The organism is Roseateles saccharophilus (assembly GCF_031458095.1).
GTDB lineage: Bacteria > Pseudomonadota > Gammaproteobacteria > Burkholderiales > Burkholderiaceae_C > Pelomonas > Pelomonas saccharophila_A.
Map to the genome: position 1 here is coordinate 64,069 of NZ_JAVDXU010000001.1, position 15,526 is coordinate 79,594.

Annotated in this window: 7 protein-coding genes; all 7 read left to right on the plus strand. The window is 69.9% G+C overall.

What is annotated here, in order from left to right:
• Positions 1–5: 5 nt before the first annotated feature.
• The 7 genes from J2X20_RS00225 to J2X20_RS00255 all read left to right on the plus strand — a co-directional run bounded on the left by J2X20_RS00225 (position 6) and on the right by J2X20_RS00255 (position 15,481).
• Positions 6–2,696: a glycoside hydrolase family 3 C-terminal domain-containing protein gene (locus tag J2X20_RS00225; protein ID WP_310259135.1), complete on the plus strand. Its 2,691-nt coding sequence runs from the start codon at positions 6–8 to the stop codon at positions 2,694–2,696.
• Positions 2,693–5,641 (plus strand): glycoside hydrolase family 31 protein, encoded by a 2,949-nt coding sequence (locus J2X20_RS00230; protein WP_310259137.1) that lies wholly within the window; start codon positions 2,693–2,695, stop codon positions 5,639–5,641. The genes J2X20_RS00225 and J2X20_RS00230 overlap by 4 nt, the downstream gene beginning before the upstream one ends.
• Positions 5,638–8,295, plus strand: coding sequence for a glycoside hydrolase family 31 protein (locus J2X20_RS00235; protein ID WP_310259139.1), 2,658 nt, complete (start codon positions 5,638–5,640; stop codon positions 8,293–8,295). The genes J2X20_RS00230 and J2X20_RS00235 overlap by 4 nt, the downstream gene beginning before the upstream one ends.
• A 66-nt stretch (positions 8,296–8,361) precedes the next feature.
• Complete coding sequence (locus J2X20_RS00240; RefSeq protein ID WP_310259141.1) at positions 8,362–10,314, plus strand: sialate O-acetylesterase; 1,953 nt, start codon at positions 8,362–8,364, stop codon at positions 10,312–10,314.
• Positions 10,315–10,347: 33 nt separating this feature from the next.
• The gene (locus J2X20_RS00245; RefSeq protein ID WP_310259143.1) at positions 10,348–11,556 is read left to right on the plus strand and encodes a glycoside hydrolase family 27 protein; all 1,209 of its coding nucleotides are present in this window, start codon (positions 10,348–10,350) and stop codon (positions 11,554–11,556) included.
• A 27-nt stretch (positions 11,557–11,583) separates the two neighbouring features.
• Entirely contained in the window at positions 11,584–12,780 is a 1,197-nt protein-coding gene (locus J2X20_RS00250; RefSeq protein ID WP_310259145.1) for a glycoside hydrolase family 27 protein, read from the plus strand.
• A gap of 712 nt (positions 12,781–13,492) precedes the next feature.
• Positions 13,493–15,481 (plus strand): LamG-like jellyroll fold domain-containing protein, encoded by a 1,989-nt coding sequence (locus J2X20_RS00255; protein WP_310259147.1) that lies wholly within the window; start codon positions 13,493–13,495, stop codon positions 15,479–15,481.
• The last annotated feature ends 45 nt before the right edge of the window (positions 15,482–15,526 follow it).

Below are 15,526 nucleotides of genomic sequence, written 5' to 3' on the forward strand. Positions count from 1 at the left end.
GCGCCATGTCCGTTTTCGCCAATGAAAGCCTGATGACCCGCTTCCGTCCCCTCACGGCGGCCCTGCTTGCCCTCGGCCTCAGCGCCGTGGCCCAGCAGGCCGGCTCCAGCCCGCCCCTGAGCTCCTCGATGCAACAGGCCCGGGCCCTGGTGGCGCAGATGACGCTGGCCGAGAAGGCCAGCCAGCTGCAGCACGACTCCCCGGCCATCCCGCGCCTGGGTATCCCGGCCTACAACTGGTGGAGCGAAGGTCTGCACGGCGTGGCCCGCGCCGACGTGGCCACCGTCTTCCCGCAGGCCATCGCCCTGGCGGCGACCTGGGACACACCGCTGGTGCAGCGCGCGGGCGACGTCATCGGCACCGAGTTCCGCGCCAAGTTCCTGAACACGGTCGGCCCTGACGGCTCGTCCGGGCTGTACCGCGGGCTGACGGTGTGGTCGCCCAACGTCAACATCTTCCGCGACCCGCGCTGGGGCCGGGGCCAGGAAACCTATGGCGAAGACCCCTTCCTGACCTCGCACATGGGTGTGGCCTTCATCCGCGGCCTGCAGGGGCCGGATCCCAACCAACCCCGCGTGTCGGCGGCAGTGAAGCACCTGGCCGTGCACAGCGGCCCCGAGGCCGACCGCCACAAGGAGGACGTGAAGGTCGCGCCTCGCGACCTGGTAGACACCTATCTGCCGGCCTTCCACGCGGCCGTCACGGCAGGCCGGGCCGAATCGGTCATGTGCGCCTACAACGCGGTGGACGGCGTGCCCGCCTGTGCCAACCAACCCTTGCTGCAGCACTATCTGCGCGACGAGTGGAAGTTCCAGGGCCATGTGGTGTCCGACTGCGGCGCCGTGGCCGACATCCATGGGGACGGCGCCCACCACTACGTGAAGACGCCCGAGGAGGCCGTGGCCGCGGCCGTCCGCGCCGGCACCGACGTCATCTGCGACTTCGGCAGCAACAAGACCGCCCAGCCCGCCACCACCGTGGCCGCCGTGCAGCAGGGCCTGCTGAGCGAGGCCGAGCTCGACCGCGCGCTGCAGCGGCTGTTCGACGTGCGCCTGCGCCTGGGCCTGCTCGCGCCGGCCGGCCAGCGGCCTTTCCCGGAGATCACGGCGCGTGACTTCGACACCCCGGCGCACCGCGCCCTCAATCTGGAAACCGCCCGCCGCTCGCTGGTGCTGCTGAAGAACGACGGCCTGTTGCCGTTGAAGAGCACGCCGCGGCGCATCGCCGTCATCGGCCCCAATGCCGACAGCGTGGATGCGCTGGTGGGCAACTACAACGGCACGCCGTCCAAGCCCATCACGCTGCTGGCGGGCCTGAAGGCGCGCTATCCCGACGCGCGCGTCGATTTCATCGAGGGCACGGGCTGGGTGGCGCCGCCGCTGGACGACGTGCCGGCGTCCAGTCTTTGCGCCGATGCCGCCTGCAGCCACGCCGGCCTGAACTTCGAGCGCTATGCCAACCTCAAGCTGGAAGGCGCGCCCAGTGCGGCAGCCGTTGCGCCGCAGGCCGTGTTCAAGTGGGGCTGGCCGGATGCCCATGACCGCCAGGAGTCGGCGCGCTGGACCGGTTTCCTGCGCGCCAGCGAGAGCGGCGAGCACCTGTTGCGGCTGAAGGGCAACCGCGGCTACCGCATCTGGATCGATGGTGAACTGGTGGTGGACCTGTGGGACATCGCCTGGCCCACCAGCACCCGCGGCGTGACGCTGAAGGCCGGCCAGACCTATGCACTGCGCGTAGAGGCGCTGCAGACCGGCTGGGACGGTGAGCAGCGGCTGCAGTGGAGCCGCCCCGGCGCCAGCGACGAGGCCGCCCTGGCGGCCGCGCGCGAGGCCGACCTGGTGGTGTTCGCCAGCGGCCTGACCTGGGAGCTCGAAGGCGAGGAGATGACGGTGCTGGCCCCGGGCTTTGCCGGCGGCGACCGCGCGCGCATCGACCTGCCGGCGCCGCAGCTGCGGCTGCTGGAGCGCCTGGCGGCTCTCGGCCGCCCCTTGGTGCTGGTGAACTTCAGCGGCAGCCCGATGGCCTTTGGCGCGGTCACGCAGAAGGTGGCGGCCATCGTGCAGGCCTGGTACCCCGGCGGCGAAGGCGGCCAGGCCGTGGCCGAGCTGCTGGCCGGCGACTTCAGCCCTTCGGGCCGGCTGCCGCTGACCTTCTACCGTTCGGTGGACCAGTTGCCGCCGTTCAAGGACTACGGCATGCAGGGGCGCACTTACCGCTGGTTCAAGGGCGAGGCGGAATTCCCGTTCGGCCATGGCCTGAGCTATGCGCGCTTCGCCTATACCCAGCCCAGGCTGGCCCGCAGCCAGGTGCGCGCCGGCCAGGGGACGCGCTTGTCGGTGCTGTTGAAGAACGAGGGTTCGCGTGAGGCGGCCGAGGTCGTGCAGGTCTATGCCCACCCCTCCGGCGCCCTGGCGCCCGAGCGCACGCTGGTGGCCTTCCGCCGCGTGGTGCTGCGCGCGGGGGAATCGCGCCGGCTCAACTTCGAGCTGGACGCCCAGGCGCTCAGCACCGTCCAGGCCGACGGCCGACGTGTGGTGGATGCCGGGCCGGTGGTGTTGTGGATCGGTGGCGGCCAACCGGTGGCTGCGGCCACGAGCGTGCGCGCCCCGGGGCAGATGCTGAAGCTGCAGGTGACCGGCCGCAAGGAGCTGCCGGCGTTTGGACCGACCGTGATGAATCTGGAGACTCGTGAATGAAACGCCGTGACCTTTTCGGCCTGATGGCCTGCACCCCGGCCGCGGGCATCTTCCCTGCGCCGGCCGGAGCAGCCTCCGGGCCGCCCACAGCCCTGGATGCGGCCGGCCAGATGCAGGCCCTGCCCATGACCGCCGGGGCCGACGGCTTCGCCTGGCAGCGCACGGCCGAAGGCCTGCAGTTCCGCATCGGCGGGCTGACCAAGAGCCTGCTCTTCTACGGCCCGGGCCTGGTGCGCGTGACGGCCCACCTGGGCGAGGTCTACACCACCCAGCCCAGCCTGGCGGTGGTGGCCCGGCCCAAGCCGGTCGCCATCGACGCGCGCGACGACGCCGATGCGCTCACCGTCACCGGCCCCGGCCTGCGCATCACGGTGGACAAGCGCAGCGGCGCCCTCGCCTTCTTTGCCGCCGACGGCCGCCTGCTGACGCGCGAGCGTGCCCAGGCACCGACCGAACTGAAGCGCGTCGACATCAGCGGCGGCCCGACCTATCAGCTCACGCAGACCTTCACGCTGACGCCCGACGAATCGCTGTACGGCCTGGGCCAGTACAACGAGCCCTATATGGACTATCGCGGCCGCGAAGTCCTGATGGTGCAGACCAACATCGGCACCGTGGTGCCCTTCATGATCTCCACGCGCCGCTGGGGCCTGCTGTGGGACGTCTACTCCAAGATGGTCTTCAGCGACGGGCCGGATGGCAGCAGCTTCCGCGCCGAAAGCGCACCGGCGGGGGCCGACTACTACCTGGTGGCCGGCGCCGACATGGACGCCGTGATGGCCGGCTACCGCCAGCTCACCGGCGCGGCGCCGATGTTCCCCAAGGCCGCCTTCGGCCTGTTCATGAGCAAGGAGCGCTACCAGACGCAGCAGCAGCTGCTGGACGTCGTGCGGCGCTTCCGCGCCGATCACTACCCGCTCGACTACATCGTGCAGGACTGGCAGTACTGGGGCGGCGAGAAGAACGGTACCTGGGACGGCCGATGGAGCGGCATGGTCTGGGACGCCGAGCGCTTCCCCGACCCGGCCGCGATGACGCGCGAGCTGCACGGCGAGCTGCACGTCAAGCTGATGGCCTCCATCTGGCCCGGCGTCGGCAACGACACGGCGCTGGCCCGCGAGCTGGATGCCCAGAAGCTGCGCTTCGAGCCCCTGCACTGGATCTCCAAGAAGGCCCGCATCTACGACGCCTTCAGCCCCGAAGGCCGCCGCATCTACTTCAAGCACACCAAGAAGGGCCTGCTGGACGTTGGCGTCGATGCCTTGTGGATGGACGGCACCGAAGTCGAGGTGGGCGGCGCCGCGCACGACCCGCGCGAGGTCGAGGCCGACATCAAGGGCCTGGGCCGCAACGCCATGGGCGACTTCACGCGCTATCTCAATGTCTACAGCCTGGTGACCACCCGCGGCGTCTACGAGGGCCAGCGCGCCGCCGGCCCCAGTGGCAAGCGCGCTCTGACGTTGACACGCTCGGCCTGGGCCGGACAGCAGCGCTACGCCGCCCTGCCCTGGTCCGGCGACACGACAGCGTCCTGGGCCGCGCTGCGCCAGCAGATCGCCGGTGGCCTGAACGTCGGCATGGCCGGCCTGCCCTACTGGTCGCAGGACACGGGCGGCTTCTTCGTCAACTTCGCGGGTGGCGAGCGCAACCCGGCCTGGCGCGAGCTCTATGCGCGCTGGAACCAGTTCGGCATCTTCAACCCGGTCTACCGCATCCACGGCACCAACGTCGAACGCGAGCCCTATCTGTTCAAGACGCTGGACCCCGAGGTCTATCAATCGCTGCTGAGCGCCACCCAGCTGCGCTACCGGCTGCTGCCCTATGTCTACAGCCTCGCCTGGCGCAGCACGCAGCAGGGCTACATCATGATGCGCGGCCTGGCGATGGACTTCCCCGACCAGGCGGCCCTGCGCAAGGTGGACGACACCTATATGTTCGGCCCTGCCTTCCTGGTGCAGCCGATCACGCGGGCGATGTTCCACCCGGAGCTGCCGCCGCCTGCTACCGTGCCGCCGACGCAGTTGCGCACGCCGGACGGCCAACCCGGCCTGCTGCTCGAGTACTTCGACGGAATGAACTTCGAGAAGCCGGCCAGCCGCACCGTCGACACGGTGATCGACCACCGCTGGCCCGATCCGCCGCTGGGCAGCATCCCGCCGGGGCTGAGCCGCCTGAACAAGTTCTCGGCGCGCTGGACCGGCACGCTCACCGCCCTGGAAGGCGGCGAATACGAGATCGGCGCCGAGGGCGACGACGGTTTCCGCGTCTGGCTGGACGACCAGCTCGGCGTGGACGACTGGAACGTCGGCGGCGCGCGCTTCAACGGCCACCGCCTGACGCTGCGCGAAGGCCAGGTGCTGAAGCTGCGCATTGACTTCTTCCAGGACGGTGGCGGGCGCGTGCTGCGCCTGGCCTGGCGCACGCCCCACCAGCGCCGCGAGCTGGCCGAAGCGCAGCCCAAGCTCGACCAACGCCAGGCCACCCTGCTGCCCGCGGGCAGCGACTGGTTCGACTTCTGGACCGGCCAGCGCCACGCCGGCGGCGGCAGCGCCGTGCGCGACTACGCGCTGGAGCAGTTCCCGCTGTTCGTGCGCGCCGGCTCGATCCTGCCGCTCGGCCCCGTGGTGGAACGCACCGGCCAGAGCCCGGACGCACCTTGGGAGATCCGCATCTATCCCGGCGCCGATGCCCGCTTCACGCTCTACGAGGATGACGGTGAGACTTACCGTTATGAACGCGGCGAACGCGCCACGACGACGCTGCGCTGGGACGACGCGCACCGCACGCTGCATGTCGACGCCCGCCAGGGCCGCTACCCCGGCCTGGTGGCGCGTCGCAGGCTCAATGTGCGGCTGATGGCCGCACCCGGTCAGGCCGAGCAGGCCCGCAGCGTGGACTACCAGGGCCAGGCTGCCGAAGTCCGCTTCCCGGCATCGCCTTCATGAACGACACCTCGTTCTCCCGACGCCAGACGCTGCAGGCCGCCCTGGCCGGCGTCGCCACGCCGCTGCTCGCCGCGACGGCCACCGACGCCAGCGCCTCCGGATTCATCCCAGCGGACGCGGCGCGATGGGTGCTGACCTTGCCGCAAGGCGATGTGGAGATCGGCGCCCTCAGCCACCGTGCCCTGCGCATCCGCTTCCTGCCGCCGCGGGGCGCGACGCAGCCGTCGCCGGCCAGCCTGATGCTGCTGCCCGGCCTCGACCAGCCGCTGATGAAGATAAGGTTTGGTGAGGACACGGGCGAATTCGAGCTGGCCGACATCCGCTGCGTGTTCCATCGCGAGACCGGAACGCTGAAGTTCTTCGACCGCAACGGCACCCTGCTGCTCAGCGAGGCGCCGGGCAGCCGGCGCCTGACGCCGTCGAGACTCGACGACGAACCGGTCTTCATCGCCGAGCAGGCCTTCAAGTCGCCCGCTGGCGAGCGGCTCTACGGCACCGGCTGCTTCCAGGACGGCGCCATGGACCTGCGCGGCCTGCCACGGCGCCTCACGCAGGTGAACACGCAGATCAGCCTGCCCTTCATGCTGTCCAGCCGCGGCTATGGCCTGCTCTGGCACAACAACGGCATGGCGGAGCTGAACCCGCCGGAGGAGCGCGTGGTGCTGGACCGCATGGGCACTGACGGCAAAGTCGAGTACGTGGACGTGACGACGACGACTGGCAACGCCCGGGTCGAGCGCAAGGGCGTGCGCTTCGAGGGCCGCTTCCACACCGAGATGTCCGGCCGCCATGCCTTCCTGCTGGACGTGGGCCGCTCGATGGCATCGCGGCATTCGGTGACCATCGACGGCAAGCCCTGTGTCGAGATGACCAACCTGTGGCTGCCGCCGACGAGCGGCTTCGTCGTCGAGCTGCCCGCTGGGGAGCACCACGTCGTCATCGAGGCCGACGAGAAGGACGCGCCGTCGCTGCACTTTGGCCCCGCGCTGGCCCGCACGACTTGGCGTTCGCCGGTCGCCGAGGCCATCGACTACGTCGTCATCGCCGGGCCGAGCGCCGACGAGGTGCTCGAGGGCTACCGCGAGGTCACCGGCGCCACGCCGATGATGCCGCGCTGGGCCTATGGCTATATCCACTGCCGCGAGCGCTTCCATTCGTCCGAGGAGATCGTCGACACGCTGCGCGAGTTCCGCCGCCGCAAGCTGCCGGTCGACGTGATGGTGCAGGACTGGCAGTACTGGGGTCATCACGGCTGGAACGCGATGCGCTTCGACGAGGCCCACTACCCTGACCCGGCCTCGCTGGTTCGCGACGTGCACAGCTTGAACGCGCGGCTGATGTTGTCGGTGTGGGCCAAGGTGGACCGCAAGTCCGAGCTAGGCCGCGCCGCCGCAGCTGCGCGCCACTACATCGGAAAAACCGACTGGATCGACTTCTTCGACCCCAAGTCCGCCGCCTTCTACTGGGAGAACCAGCGCGAGCGCCTGCTCAAGCTCGGCATCGACGCTTGGTGGCAGGACGCGACCGAGCCCGAGAACGACGACCTCGTGGGCCGTCGCACGGCCGCTGGCCGGGGCGAGCGCGTGCGGCTGGCCTACCCCTTCCACGTCACCCGCACCGTCTACGAAGGCCAGCGCCAGGCCCTGCCCGACCAGCGGGTGATGATCCTCACGCGCTCGGCCTTCCCCGGGCAGCAGCGCCATGCCGCGGCCACCTGGTCGGGCGACATCGGCAACGACTGGGACACGCTCAAGCGCCAGATCCCCGCAGGCCTGAACATGGCCGCCGCCGGCTATGCCTACTGGACGGTCGACGCCGGCGGCTTCTTCCGCCCGGGCGATGGCCAGTACACCGACAAGGCCTACCACGAGCGCTTCCTGCGCTGGTTCCAGTACGCGACCTTCCTGCCGCTGCAGCGCGTGCACGGCTACATGACCGACACCGAGTTCTGGCGCTACGGCGACAAGGTGGAGGCCGTGTCGCGCCAGTACCTGGAGCTGCGCTACCGGCTGCTGCCCTACCTCTACAGCGTCGCCCACGAGGTGCATGCCAAGGGCGCGCCCATCATGCGCCCGCTGGTGTTCGACTTCCCCGACGACCCCCAGGCGCTGGACCAGGCGCACAGCTACCTGTTCGGCCGCGCGCTGCACGTGGCGCCGGTCCTGGCGCCCGACGTGTCGAGCTGGCCGGTCTACCTGCCGCAGTCGGCCGGCGGCTGGGTCGATTTCTGGACCGGCGAGCGGCGCGCCGGCGGCCGCACGCACGACGTGCCTTCGCCGCTGGAGCGCATCCCGCTGCACCTGCGCGCCGGCAGCATCCTGCCGCTCGGGCCGGTGCTGCAGTCCACCACCGATGCCACCGGTGAGGTCATCGACCTGTACGTGGTGCCGGGCCGCGACGGCGCCTTCGACCTCTACGAGGACGATGGCCTGGACTACGCCTACGAGAAGGGCGGGTTCAGCGTGATCCGCCTGAGCTGGGACGACAAGCGCGGCGTGCTGCGCCTGGCAGCGCGCCGTGGACGCTTCGACGGCATGTTGAAGACGCGCCGCTTCAGGCTGCACCGCGTCGGCCCCGGCCAGCCGCCGCTGCAATCCGCGCCGCTGCAGGAGCTGGTCTACACCGGCCGCATGACCGAGGTCCGGCTTGCCTGATACCCGACGTGAATGCTTGAAACCCTAGAACTGAAGATGAAGCCAAGAGAGACGAGACCGATCCCGATGAAGAAGACCTTCCTCCCCCTGGTGCTGGCCCTGCTGGGCGCCACGGCGCAAGCCGAAGTGCGCCTGTCCGAAGTGTTCGGCGACCACATGGTGCTGCAGCGCGACCGGCCCCTGCGCGTGTGGGGCCAGGCCACGCCCGGCAAGACACTGACCGTCGAGTTCGCCGGCCGCCAGGCCACCACCCGCGTCGGCGCGGATGGCCGCTGGCGCGTGCAGATGGCGCCCCTGCCCGCGGGTGGCCCGCACCGCCTGTTCGTCAAGGGCGACGGCATCGCGGCGCTGAACGACGTGCTGATTGGCGACGTCTGGCTGCTCGGCGGCCAGTCCAATATGGAATGGCCGCTGGCGCAGACCGACACCGGCCCGCAGGAAGTGGCCTCGCCGCAGAACGCCCAATTGCGCCATCTGCGGGTGCCGCTGCGCGCTAGCGTGAAGCCCGAGGCCGAGATCGCTCCCGCAGCCTGGGTCGTTGCCGAGCCCGGCAAGGTGGCCGAGTTCAGCGCCGTCGGCTACCACTTTGCCAAGCAGGTGCAGGCCGTGCAGGGCGTGCCCATCGGCCTCATTAACACCGCCTGGGGCGGCTCCATGCTGGAGACCTGGATGAGCCGCGAGGCCGCCCTGCGCGACCCCGACCTCGCCCCCGCGGTGCGCGCCCTGCCGGCTGACAACGGGGCCTTCGGCGCCGCCCTGGCGCAGCGCCTGCTGCCGCGCATCGTCGCCTGGCAGAAAGGCCTGCCGCTGGAGAACGTGAACGCCTCGGGCTGGTCGGCCGCCGCCGACATCGACGTCGACTGGCCGACGCTGAATGCCCCGGGCAACTGGGAAGGCCAGGGCCTCCCCGACGTCGACGGCGTGGTCTGGATGCGCAAGCGCGTCGACCTGAAGCCCGCCCAGGCGGCCGGCGCCGCGGAGCTGCACCTGGCCAAGGTGGACGACTGCGACGAGGTCTGGGTCAACGGCCAGAAGGTCGGCGGCCAGTGCGGCTGGGAGCAGGCGCGCCACTACAGCCTGCCCGCCGGCTCGCTGCGCGCCGGCAGCAACTGGATCGCCGTGCGCGTGACGGACAACGGCGGTGGCGGCGGCATCTACGGCGAGGCCGCCGACCTGCGCCTGGACACGGCGGCCGGCTCCGTGTCGCTGGTCGGCCCCTGGAAGGCCCGCGTCGAGAAGCTGCAGATGAGCAGCGGCCCCGTTGCCAACAACGCCCCGGCCCTGGGCCACAACGGCCTCGTCGCGCCGCTGCAAGGGCTGTCGGTGCGCGGTGTGCTCTGGTACCAAGGCGAGGAAAACTCGGGGCGCGCGGCCGCCTATGCCGAGGGCTTCAAGCGCCTGATCCAGGACTGGCGCGGCCAGTTCGACGACCCCAAGCTGCCCTTCTTCTTCGTGCAGTTGGCCTCCTGGTTGCCGATGGCGGACAACCGCCCCGACGGCAATGGCTGGGCCGAGCTGCGCGCCAGCCAGGCCGCTGCCCTGGCCCTGCCCCACACCGGCATGGCCACGGCCATCGACGTGGGCGATGCGGTCGACATCCACCCGCGCAATAAGCGCACGGTCGGTCAGCGCCTGGCGGGGCTGGCCATGCATGAGCTGGGCCTGCGCGCCGCGCCGGCCACCGGCCCGCGCCTGAGCGGCCATGCGGCCAAGGGCGGCGAGTTCGAACTGCGCTTCGACACCACCGTGGGCGGCCTGCGCACCGCACGCAGCGGAGAGGCCGTGCGCGGCTTCTACCTGGCCGGTGCCGACCGCCGCTGGGTGCCGGCCGAGGCCCGCCTCGACGGCGACCGCATCCTGCTGAGCAGCACCGCCGTGGCCGCGCCAGTGGCGGCGCGCTACGCCTGGGTCAACAACGCCAGCGAAGCCAATGTCGTCGGCGGCGACGGCCTGCCCCTGCCGCCGCTGCGCACCGATGACTGGCCTCTCGAATCCGCCGGCCGCCGCTACGGCCGCTGAACCCTCATTTCATCCCACATTGCAGAGATCTCCATGCATCCCCTGATCCAACGCATCGCCCACACGCTGGCCCTGCTCGGCGCGCTGGCCGCCTTGCCCGTGCACGCCCACGAGACCCTCAAGCTCGACGCGCCCAAGCCCAATATCGCGCCCACGCCGCCCATGGGCTGGAACTCCTGGAACAAGTTCGCCTGCAACGTCAGCGAGCAACTGCTCCGCCAGCAGGCCGACGCCATGGCCGCCTCCGGCATGAAGGACGCCGGCTACCAGTACATCGTCATCGACGACTGCTGGCAGAAGAGCCGCGACGCCGACGGCAACATCCAGGCCGACCCCGAGCGCTTCCCCAGCGGCATCAAGGCGCTGGCCGACTACGTGCACAGCAAGGGCCTGAAGTTCGGCCTCTATTCCGACGCCGGATCGCTGACCTGCGGCGGCCGCCCGGGCAGCGCCGGCCACGAGTTCCAGGACGCACGCCAGTACGCCAAGTGGGGCGTGGACTACCTGAAGTACGACTGGTGCAACACCGGCACCCGCAACGCCGAGGCCGCCTACACCATCATGGCCAAGGCCCTGCGCGAGTCGGGCCGCGACATCGTGCTGTCGATCTGCGAATGGGGCACCGACCATCCCGAGCGCTGGGGCCCGAAGGTGGGCCATCTGTGGCGCACCACCGGCGACATCTTCGACGCCTGGGAAGGCCAGAAGGACTGGTCGCTGGGCATGACCAACATCCTGGACCTGCAGGTCGAGCGCGCCGATGCCGCCAGCCCCAACGCCTGGAACGACCCCGACATGCTGGAAGTCGGCAACGGCGGCATGACCACCACCGAGTACGAGTCGCACTTCTCGCTGTGGGCCATGCTGGCCGCGCCGCTGGTCGCCGGCAACGACCTGTCCAAGATGGATGCCGACACCGTGCGCATCCTGACCAACAAGGACGTCATCGCCGTCGACCAGGACCCGCTGGGCAAGCAGGGCCGCCGCGTGCTGCGCCAGGGCGAGCTCGAAGTCTGGGTGCGTCCGCTGCAGGGCGGCGAGTTCGCGGCCGTGCTGTTCAACCGCAGCAAGGCGCCGGCCGACATGAAGCTGACCTGGGACCGCCTGGGCCTGCCCGCCGACCGCAAGGCCGACGTGAAGGACCTGTGGAGCAAGAAGGTCACCAAGGACGTCAGCGGCAGCTACACCGGCAAGGTCGCGTCTCACGGCGTGATCATGGTGCGCGTCACCCCGCAACGGTGATGACAAGGCCAGGCAAAGAACGTCGACATGAACAAGCTCTTCCGTCTCGTCGCGCTGTTCGGCTGTGTTGCAGCTGGCGCCGCCCACGCCCACGAGACGCTCAAACTGGACGCGCCCAAGCCCAATATCGCGCCCACGCCGCCCATGGGCTGGAATTCCTGGAACAAGTTCGCCTGCAACGTCAGCGAGCAACTGCTCCGCCAGCAGGCCGACGCCATGGCCGCCTCCGGCATGAAGGACGCCGGCTACCAGTACATCGTCATCGACGACTGCTGGCAGAAGAGCCGCGACGCCGACGGCAACATCCAGGCCGACCCCGAGCGCTTCCCCAGCGGCATCAAGGCGCTGGCCGACTACGTGCACAGCAAGGGCCTGAAGTTCGGTCTCTACTCCGACGCCGGCGCGCTGACCTGCGCGGGCCGTCCCGGCAGTGCCGGCCATGAGTTCCAGGACGCGCGGCAGTACGCCAAGTGGGGCGTGGACTATCTGAAGTACGACTGGTGCCACACCGGTCCCCGCAACCCCGAGGCCGCCTACACCATCATGGCCAAGGCCCTGCGCGAGTCGGGCCGCGACATCGTGCTGTCGATCTGCGAATGGGGCGACCACCAGCCCGTGCGCTGGGCCCCACCGGTGGGCCACCTCTGGCGCACGACCCCCGACATCGGCGATCTCTGGGACAACAAGGAGCCATGGCCTCTCGGCGTGGTGAACATCCTCGACCGGCAGGCCGAGCTGTGGCCCTACGCGTCACCGAACGCCTGGAACGATCCGGACATGCTGGAGGTGGGCAACGGCGGCATGACGACGACTGAGTACGAGAGCCACTTCTCGCTGTGGGCCATGATGGCCGCGCCGCTGATCGCCGGCAACGACATGTCCAGGATGGACGCCGACACGGCGCGCATCCTGACCAACAAGGACGTCATCGCCGTCGACCAGGACCCGCTGGGCAAGCCAGGCCGCCGCACGGTGAAGGAAGGCGACCTCGAAGTCTGGGTGCGTCCGCTGCAGGGTGGCGAGTTCGCCGCCGTGCTGTTCAACCGCGGCAAGGCGCCGACCGACATGAAGCTGACCTGGGGCCACCTGGGCCTGCCCGCCGACTGCAAGGTCGACGTCAAGGACCTGTGGAGCAAGAAGGTCACCAAGGGCGTCAGCGGCAGCTACGCCGGCAAGGTTGCGCCTCACGGCGTGATCATGGTGCGCATCACACCGGTGCGCTGACGCAGGGGACCCAGAGGCCAGGCTCGCTCGGCGTCCCGACGGACTGCCGACCCCGGGGCTGCGAGTAACGGTTTGTTGAAGCGCGGGAATCCAGCACGCTTGTGTCGCAAAGCCAGAAATTGGTCATGACAGCGCTGTAGTTGGCCTCTAGGTTGCGCCAACTCAACGGATGTTCAAGGAAGAGAAGATGTCGAAGCCATGGGCGGACCGCGCTGATCTCAACGAGGTGCCCGATTCCCAACGACGCAGACTGGCATTGGGGGTGAGCCTGTTCCCGGTGCTGCCACTGCTGCCTGGATGCGGGGGCGGTCCGAGCCATGAGGCCGGCACGCCGTTGCTGGGGGGGGCCTCTGGAAACGACGCGCCAGCCTCACCCGGCCCTGCCACCGCTCCGGCACCGGTCACCGCCCCCGCTCCGCTGCCCGATTCCGACCCCCCGTCACCTTCTGCGCCCCCTCCCGCGCCGGCACCTGTGCCGCCTCCCGCGCCGGTGCCTGTGCCGCCTCCCGCGCCGGTGCCTGTGCCGCCTCCCGCGCCGGTGCCTGTGCCGCCTCCCGCGCCGGTACCTGTGCCGCCTCCCGCGCCGGTACCTGTGCCGCCTCCCGCGCCGGTGCCCGTGCCGCCTCCCGCGCCAGTGCCTGTGCCGCCTCCCGCGCCGGTGCCCGTGCCACCGCCTGCGCCAGTCCCTGCACCGCCACCCGCGCCTGCGCCCGTGGCCAGCGCCCTGGTCCATCCCGGATTGCTGCACACCGCGGCCGACCTGCAACGCATGCGCGACAAGGTCGCCGCCAACGCGCAGCCGTGGCTGGGCAGCTGGAACCAGTTGCTCGGCGCCCGCCGCGCCAATCTGGGCGCCACGACCTACGCCTTGGCCACCGTGAACCGCGGCGGCGGTGACGAGAACTACGGCGTGATGATCACCGACATGATGCGGGCCTATCACCTCGCGCTGCGCTGGAAGATCAGCGGCGACGAGGCCTACGCCAGGGACGCGGTGAGGTTCCTCAACGCCTGGTCGTCGACCTTGAAGCAGCTCGGCGGCGATTCCAACCTCTACCTCGCGTCGGGCCTCTACGGCAACCAATGGGCCAATGCGGCCGAGCTGATGCGCACCTATCCCGGCTGGGCGAAGGAGGATCAGGTGCGCTTCCAGACCATGCTGCTCAACGTGTTCTACCCACGCTGCCACGACTTCCTGACCCAGCACAACGGCACCGAGACCCGCAAGGTCACCCACTACTGGGCCAACTGGGACCTGGCCAATATCTGCGGTATGTATGCCATCGGCGTGTTCTGCGACCGCCCCGACATCACCGCCGAAGCGGTCAACTACTACAAGACCGGCCGGGGCAACGGCGCCAACGACCACAGCGTTTATTACCTGCACCCCGGCTACCTGGGCCAATGGCAGGAAAGCCACCGCGACCAGGGGCATTCGACGCTGGGCATCGCCCTGGCCGGCATGCTGTGCGAGATGGCCTGGAACCAGGGCGAAGACCTCTATGGGCTCGGCAACAACCGCCTGCTTGCGGGTGCCGAGTACGTCGCGAAGACGAACGCCCTGGTGGGGCCCGCGCCTGACTACATCGCCTACCCCATGCCCTTCGCGCCCTATGACGGCGTCCAGGGACCGGCCACTGCAGTGTCCAACGGCTCCAATTCCCGGCCGTGCTGGGAGTTGATCTATCACCACTACGTCAGTCGCAAGGGCCTGTCGGCGCCGTGGACCCAGGTGATGGCAGAGAAGCAGCGCCCGGAGCGGGTAGACGGCGGCGATTCGCCCGGTTTGGGCTCGCTGTTCTTCACGCGCGATCCCGTGCCGCCTGCCAAGCCCAGCGGCCTGAGCGCCGTCCTCCACGACGGCAAGGTGCTTTTGTCCTGGTGGGGCAGCGCCGACGCGACGCAATACATCGTGCAGCGAGCCGCGTTGGCGAACGGCCCCTTCACCGAGATCGCCAGGGTCACCGATCCCCGCAGCTACACGGACACCCCGGCACCGGGCAGTTGGTACTACCGCATCAGCGCCGTCACCGGCTCGGGCAATCGCGTCGGCGCCGACACCCTGCGCGTGGCCGTCCCCGGCGATCTGTGGCTGCACCTGCCGCTGAGCGGCAACGCCAACGACGCCAGCGGCAACGGCCGGCACGGCCGGCTCGTGGGTGGCGCTGCCTGGGGCGCCGGCCGTGCGGCGGCCCAGGGTGCCGTGCAGCTCGACGGCCGTGACGGGCATGTCGCCCTGCCCGACGGCGTCCTGTCGGGCCTCGGTGATTTCACGATCGCCGTGTGGGTCAACTGGGACAAGTCGGCCGTCAACACACGGCTCTTCGACTTCGGCTCCACCGACGTGGCTTACATGGCGATGTCCCCTCGCGATGGCACCGACAAGATCCGCTTCATGGCCTCGCACAACCAGTTCTGGGCCGAGGAGAAGCTGGTCGCGCCGGCGGCGCTGCCCACCGGCCGCTGGGTTCACGTGGCCATCACCCTGGCAGGCAAGGTCGGCACCCTCTATGTCGATGGCCTGCCGGTCGTGACCCAGGACGGTGTCTGGATGGCGCCCTGCCAGTTCGGCCAGACGACACGCAACTGGCTGGGCCGCTCGCAGTACGGCGGCGATCCTTACTTCAAGGGCCGCATGCAGGACTTGCGCGTCTACAGCGGGGCGCTGGGCGCGATGGCCATCGCCCAACTCGCGCGCTGACCCGCTGACTGAACGCAACGCATCCATCCACCACAAGACTCGAAT

Bases quoted from the DNA above. Each gene is read 5' to 3' on its own strand.
- J2X20_RS00225 (WP_310259135.1), top strand. From the start codon at position 6: ATGTCCGTTTTCGCCAATGAAAGCCTGATGACCCGCTTCCGTCCCCTC.
- J2X20_RS00230 (WP_310259137.1), top strand. From the start codon at position 2,693: ATGAAACGCCGTGACCTTTTCGGCCTGATGGCCTGCACCCCGGCCGCG.
- J2X20_RS00235 (WP_310259139.1), top strand. From the start codon at position 5,638: ATGAACGACACCTCGTTCTCCCGACGCCAGACGCTGCAGGCCGCCCTG.
- J2X20_RS00240 (WP_310259141.1), top strand. From the start codon at position 8,362: ATGAAGAAGACCTTCCTCCCCCTGGTGCTGGCCCTGCTGGGCGCCACG.
- J2X20_RS00245 (WP_310259143.1), top strand. From the start codon at position 10,348: ATGCATCCCCTGATCCAACGCATCGCCCACACGCTGGCCCTGCTCGGC.
- J2X20_RS00250 (WP_310259145.1), top strand. From the start codon at position 11,584: ATGAACAAGCTCTTCCGTCTCGTCGCGCTGTTCGGCTGTGTTGCAGCT.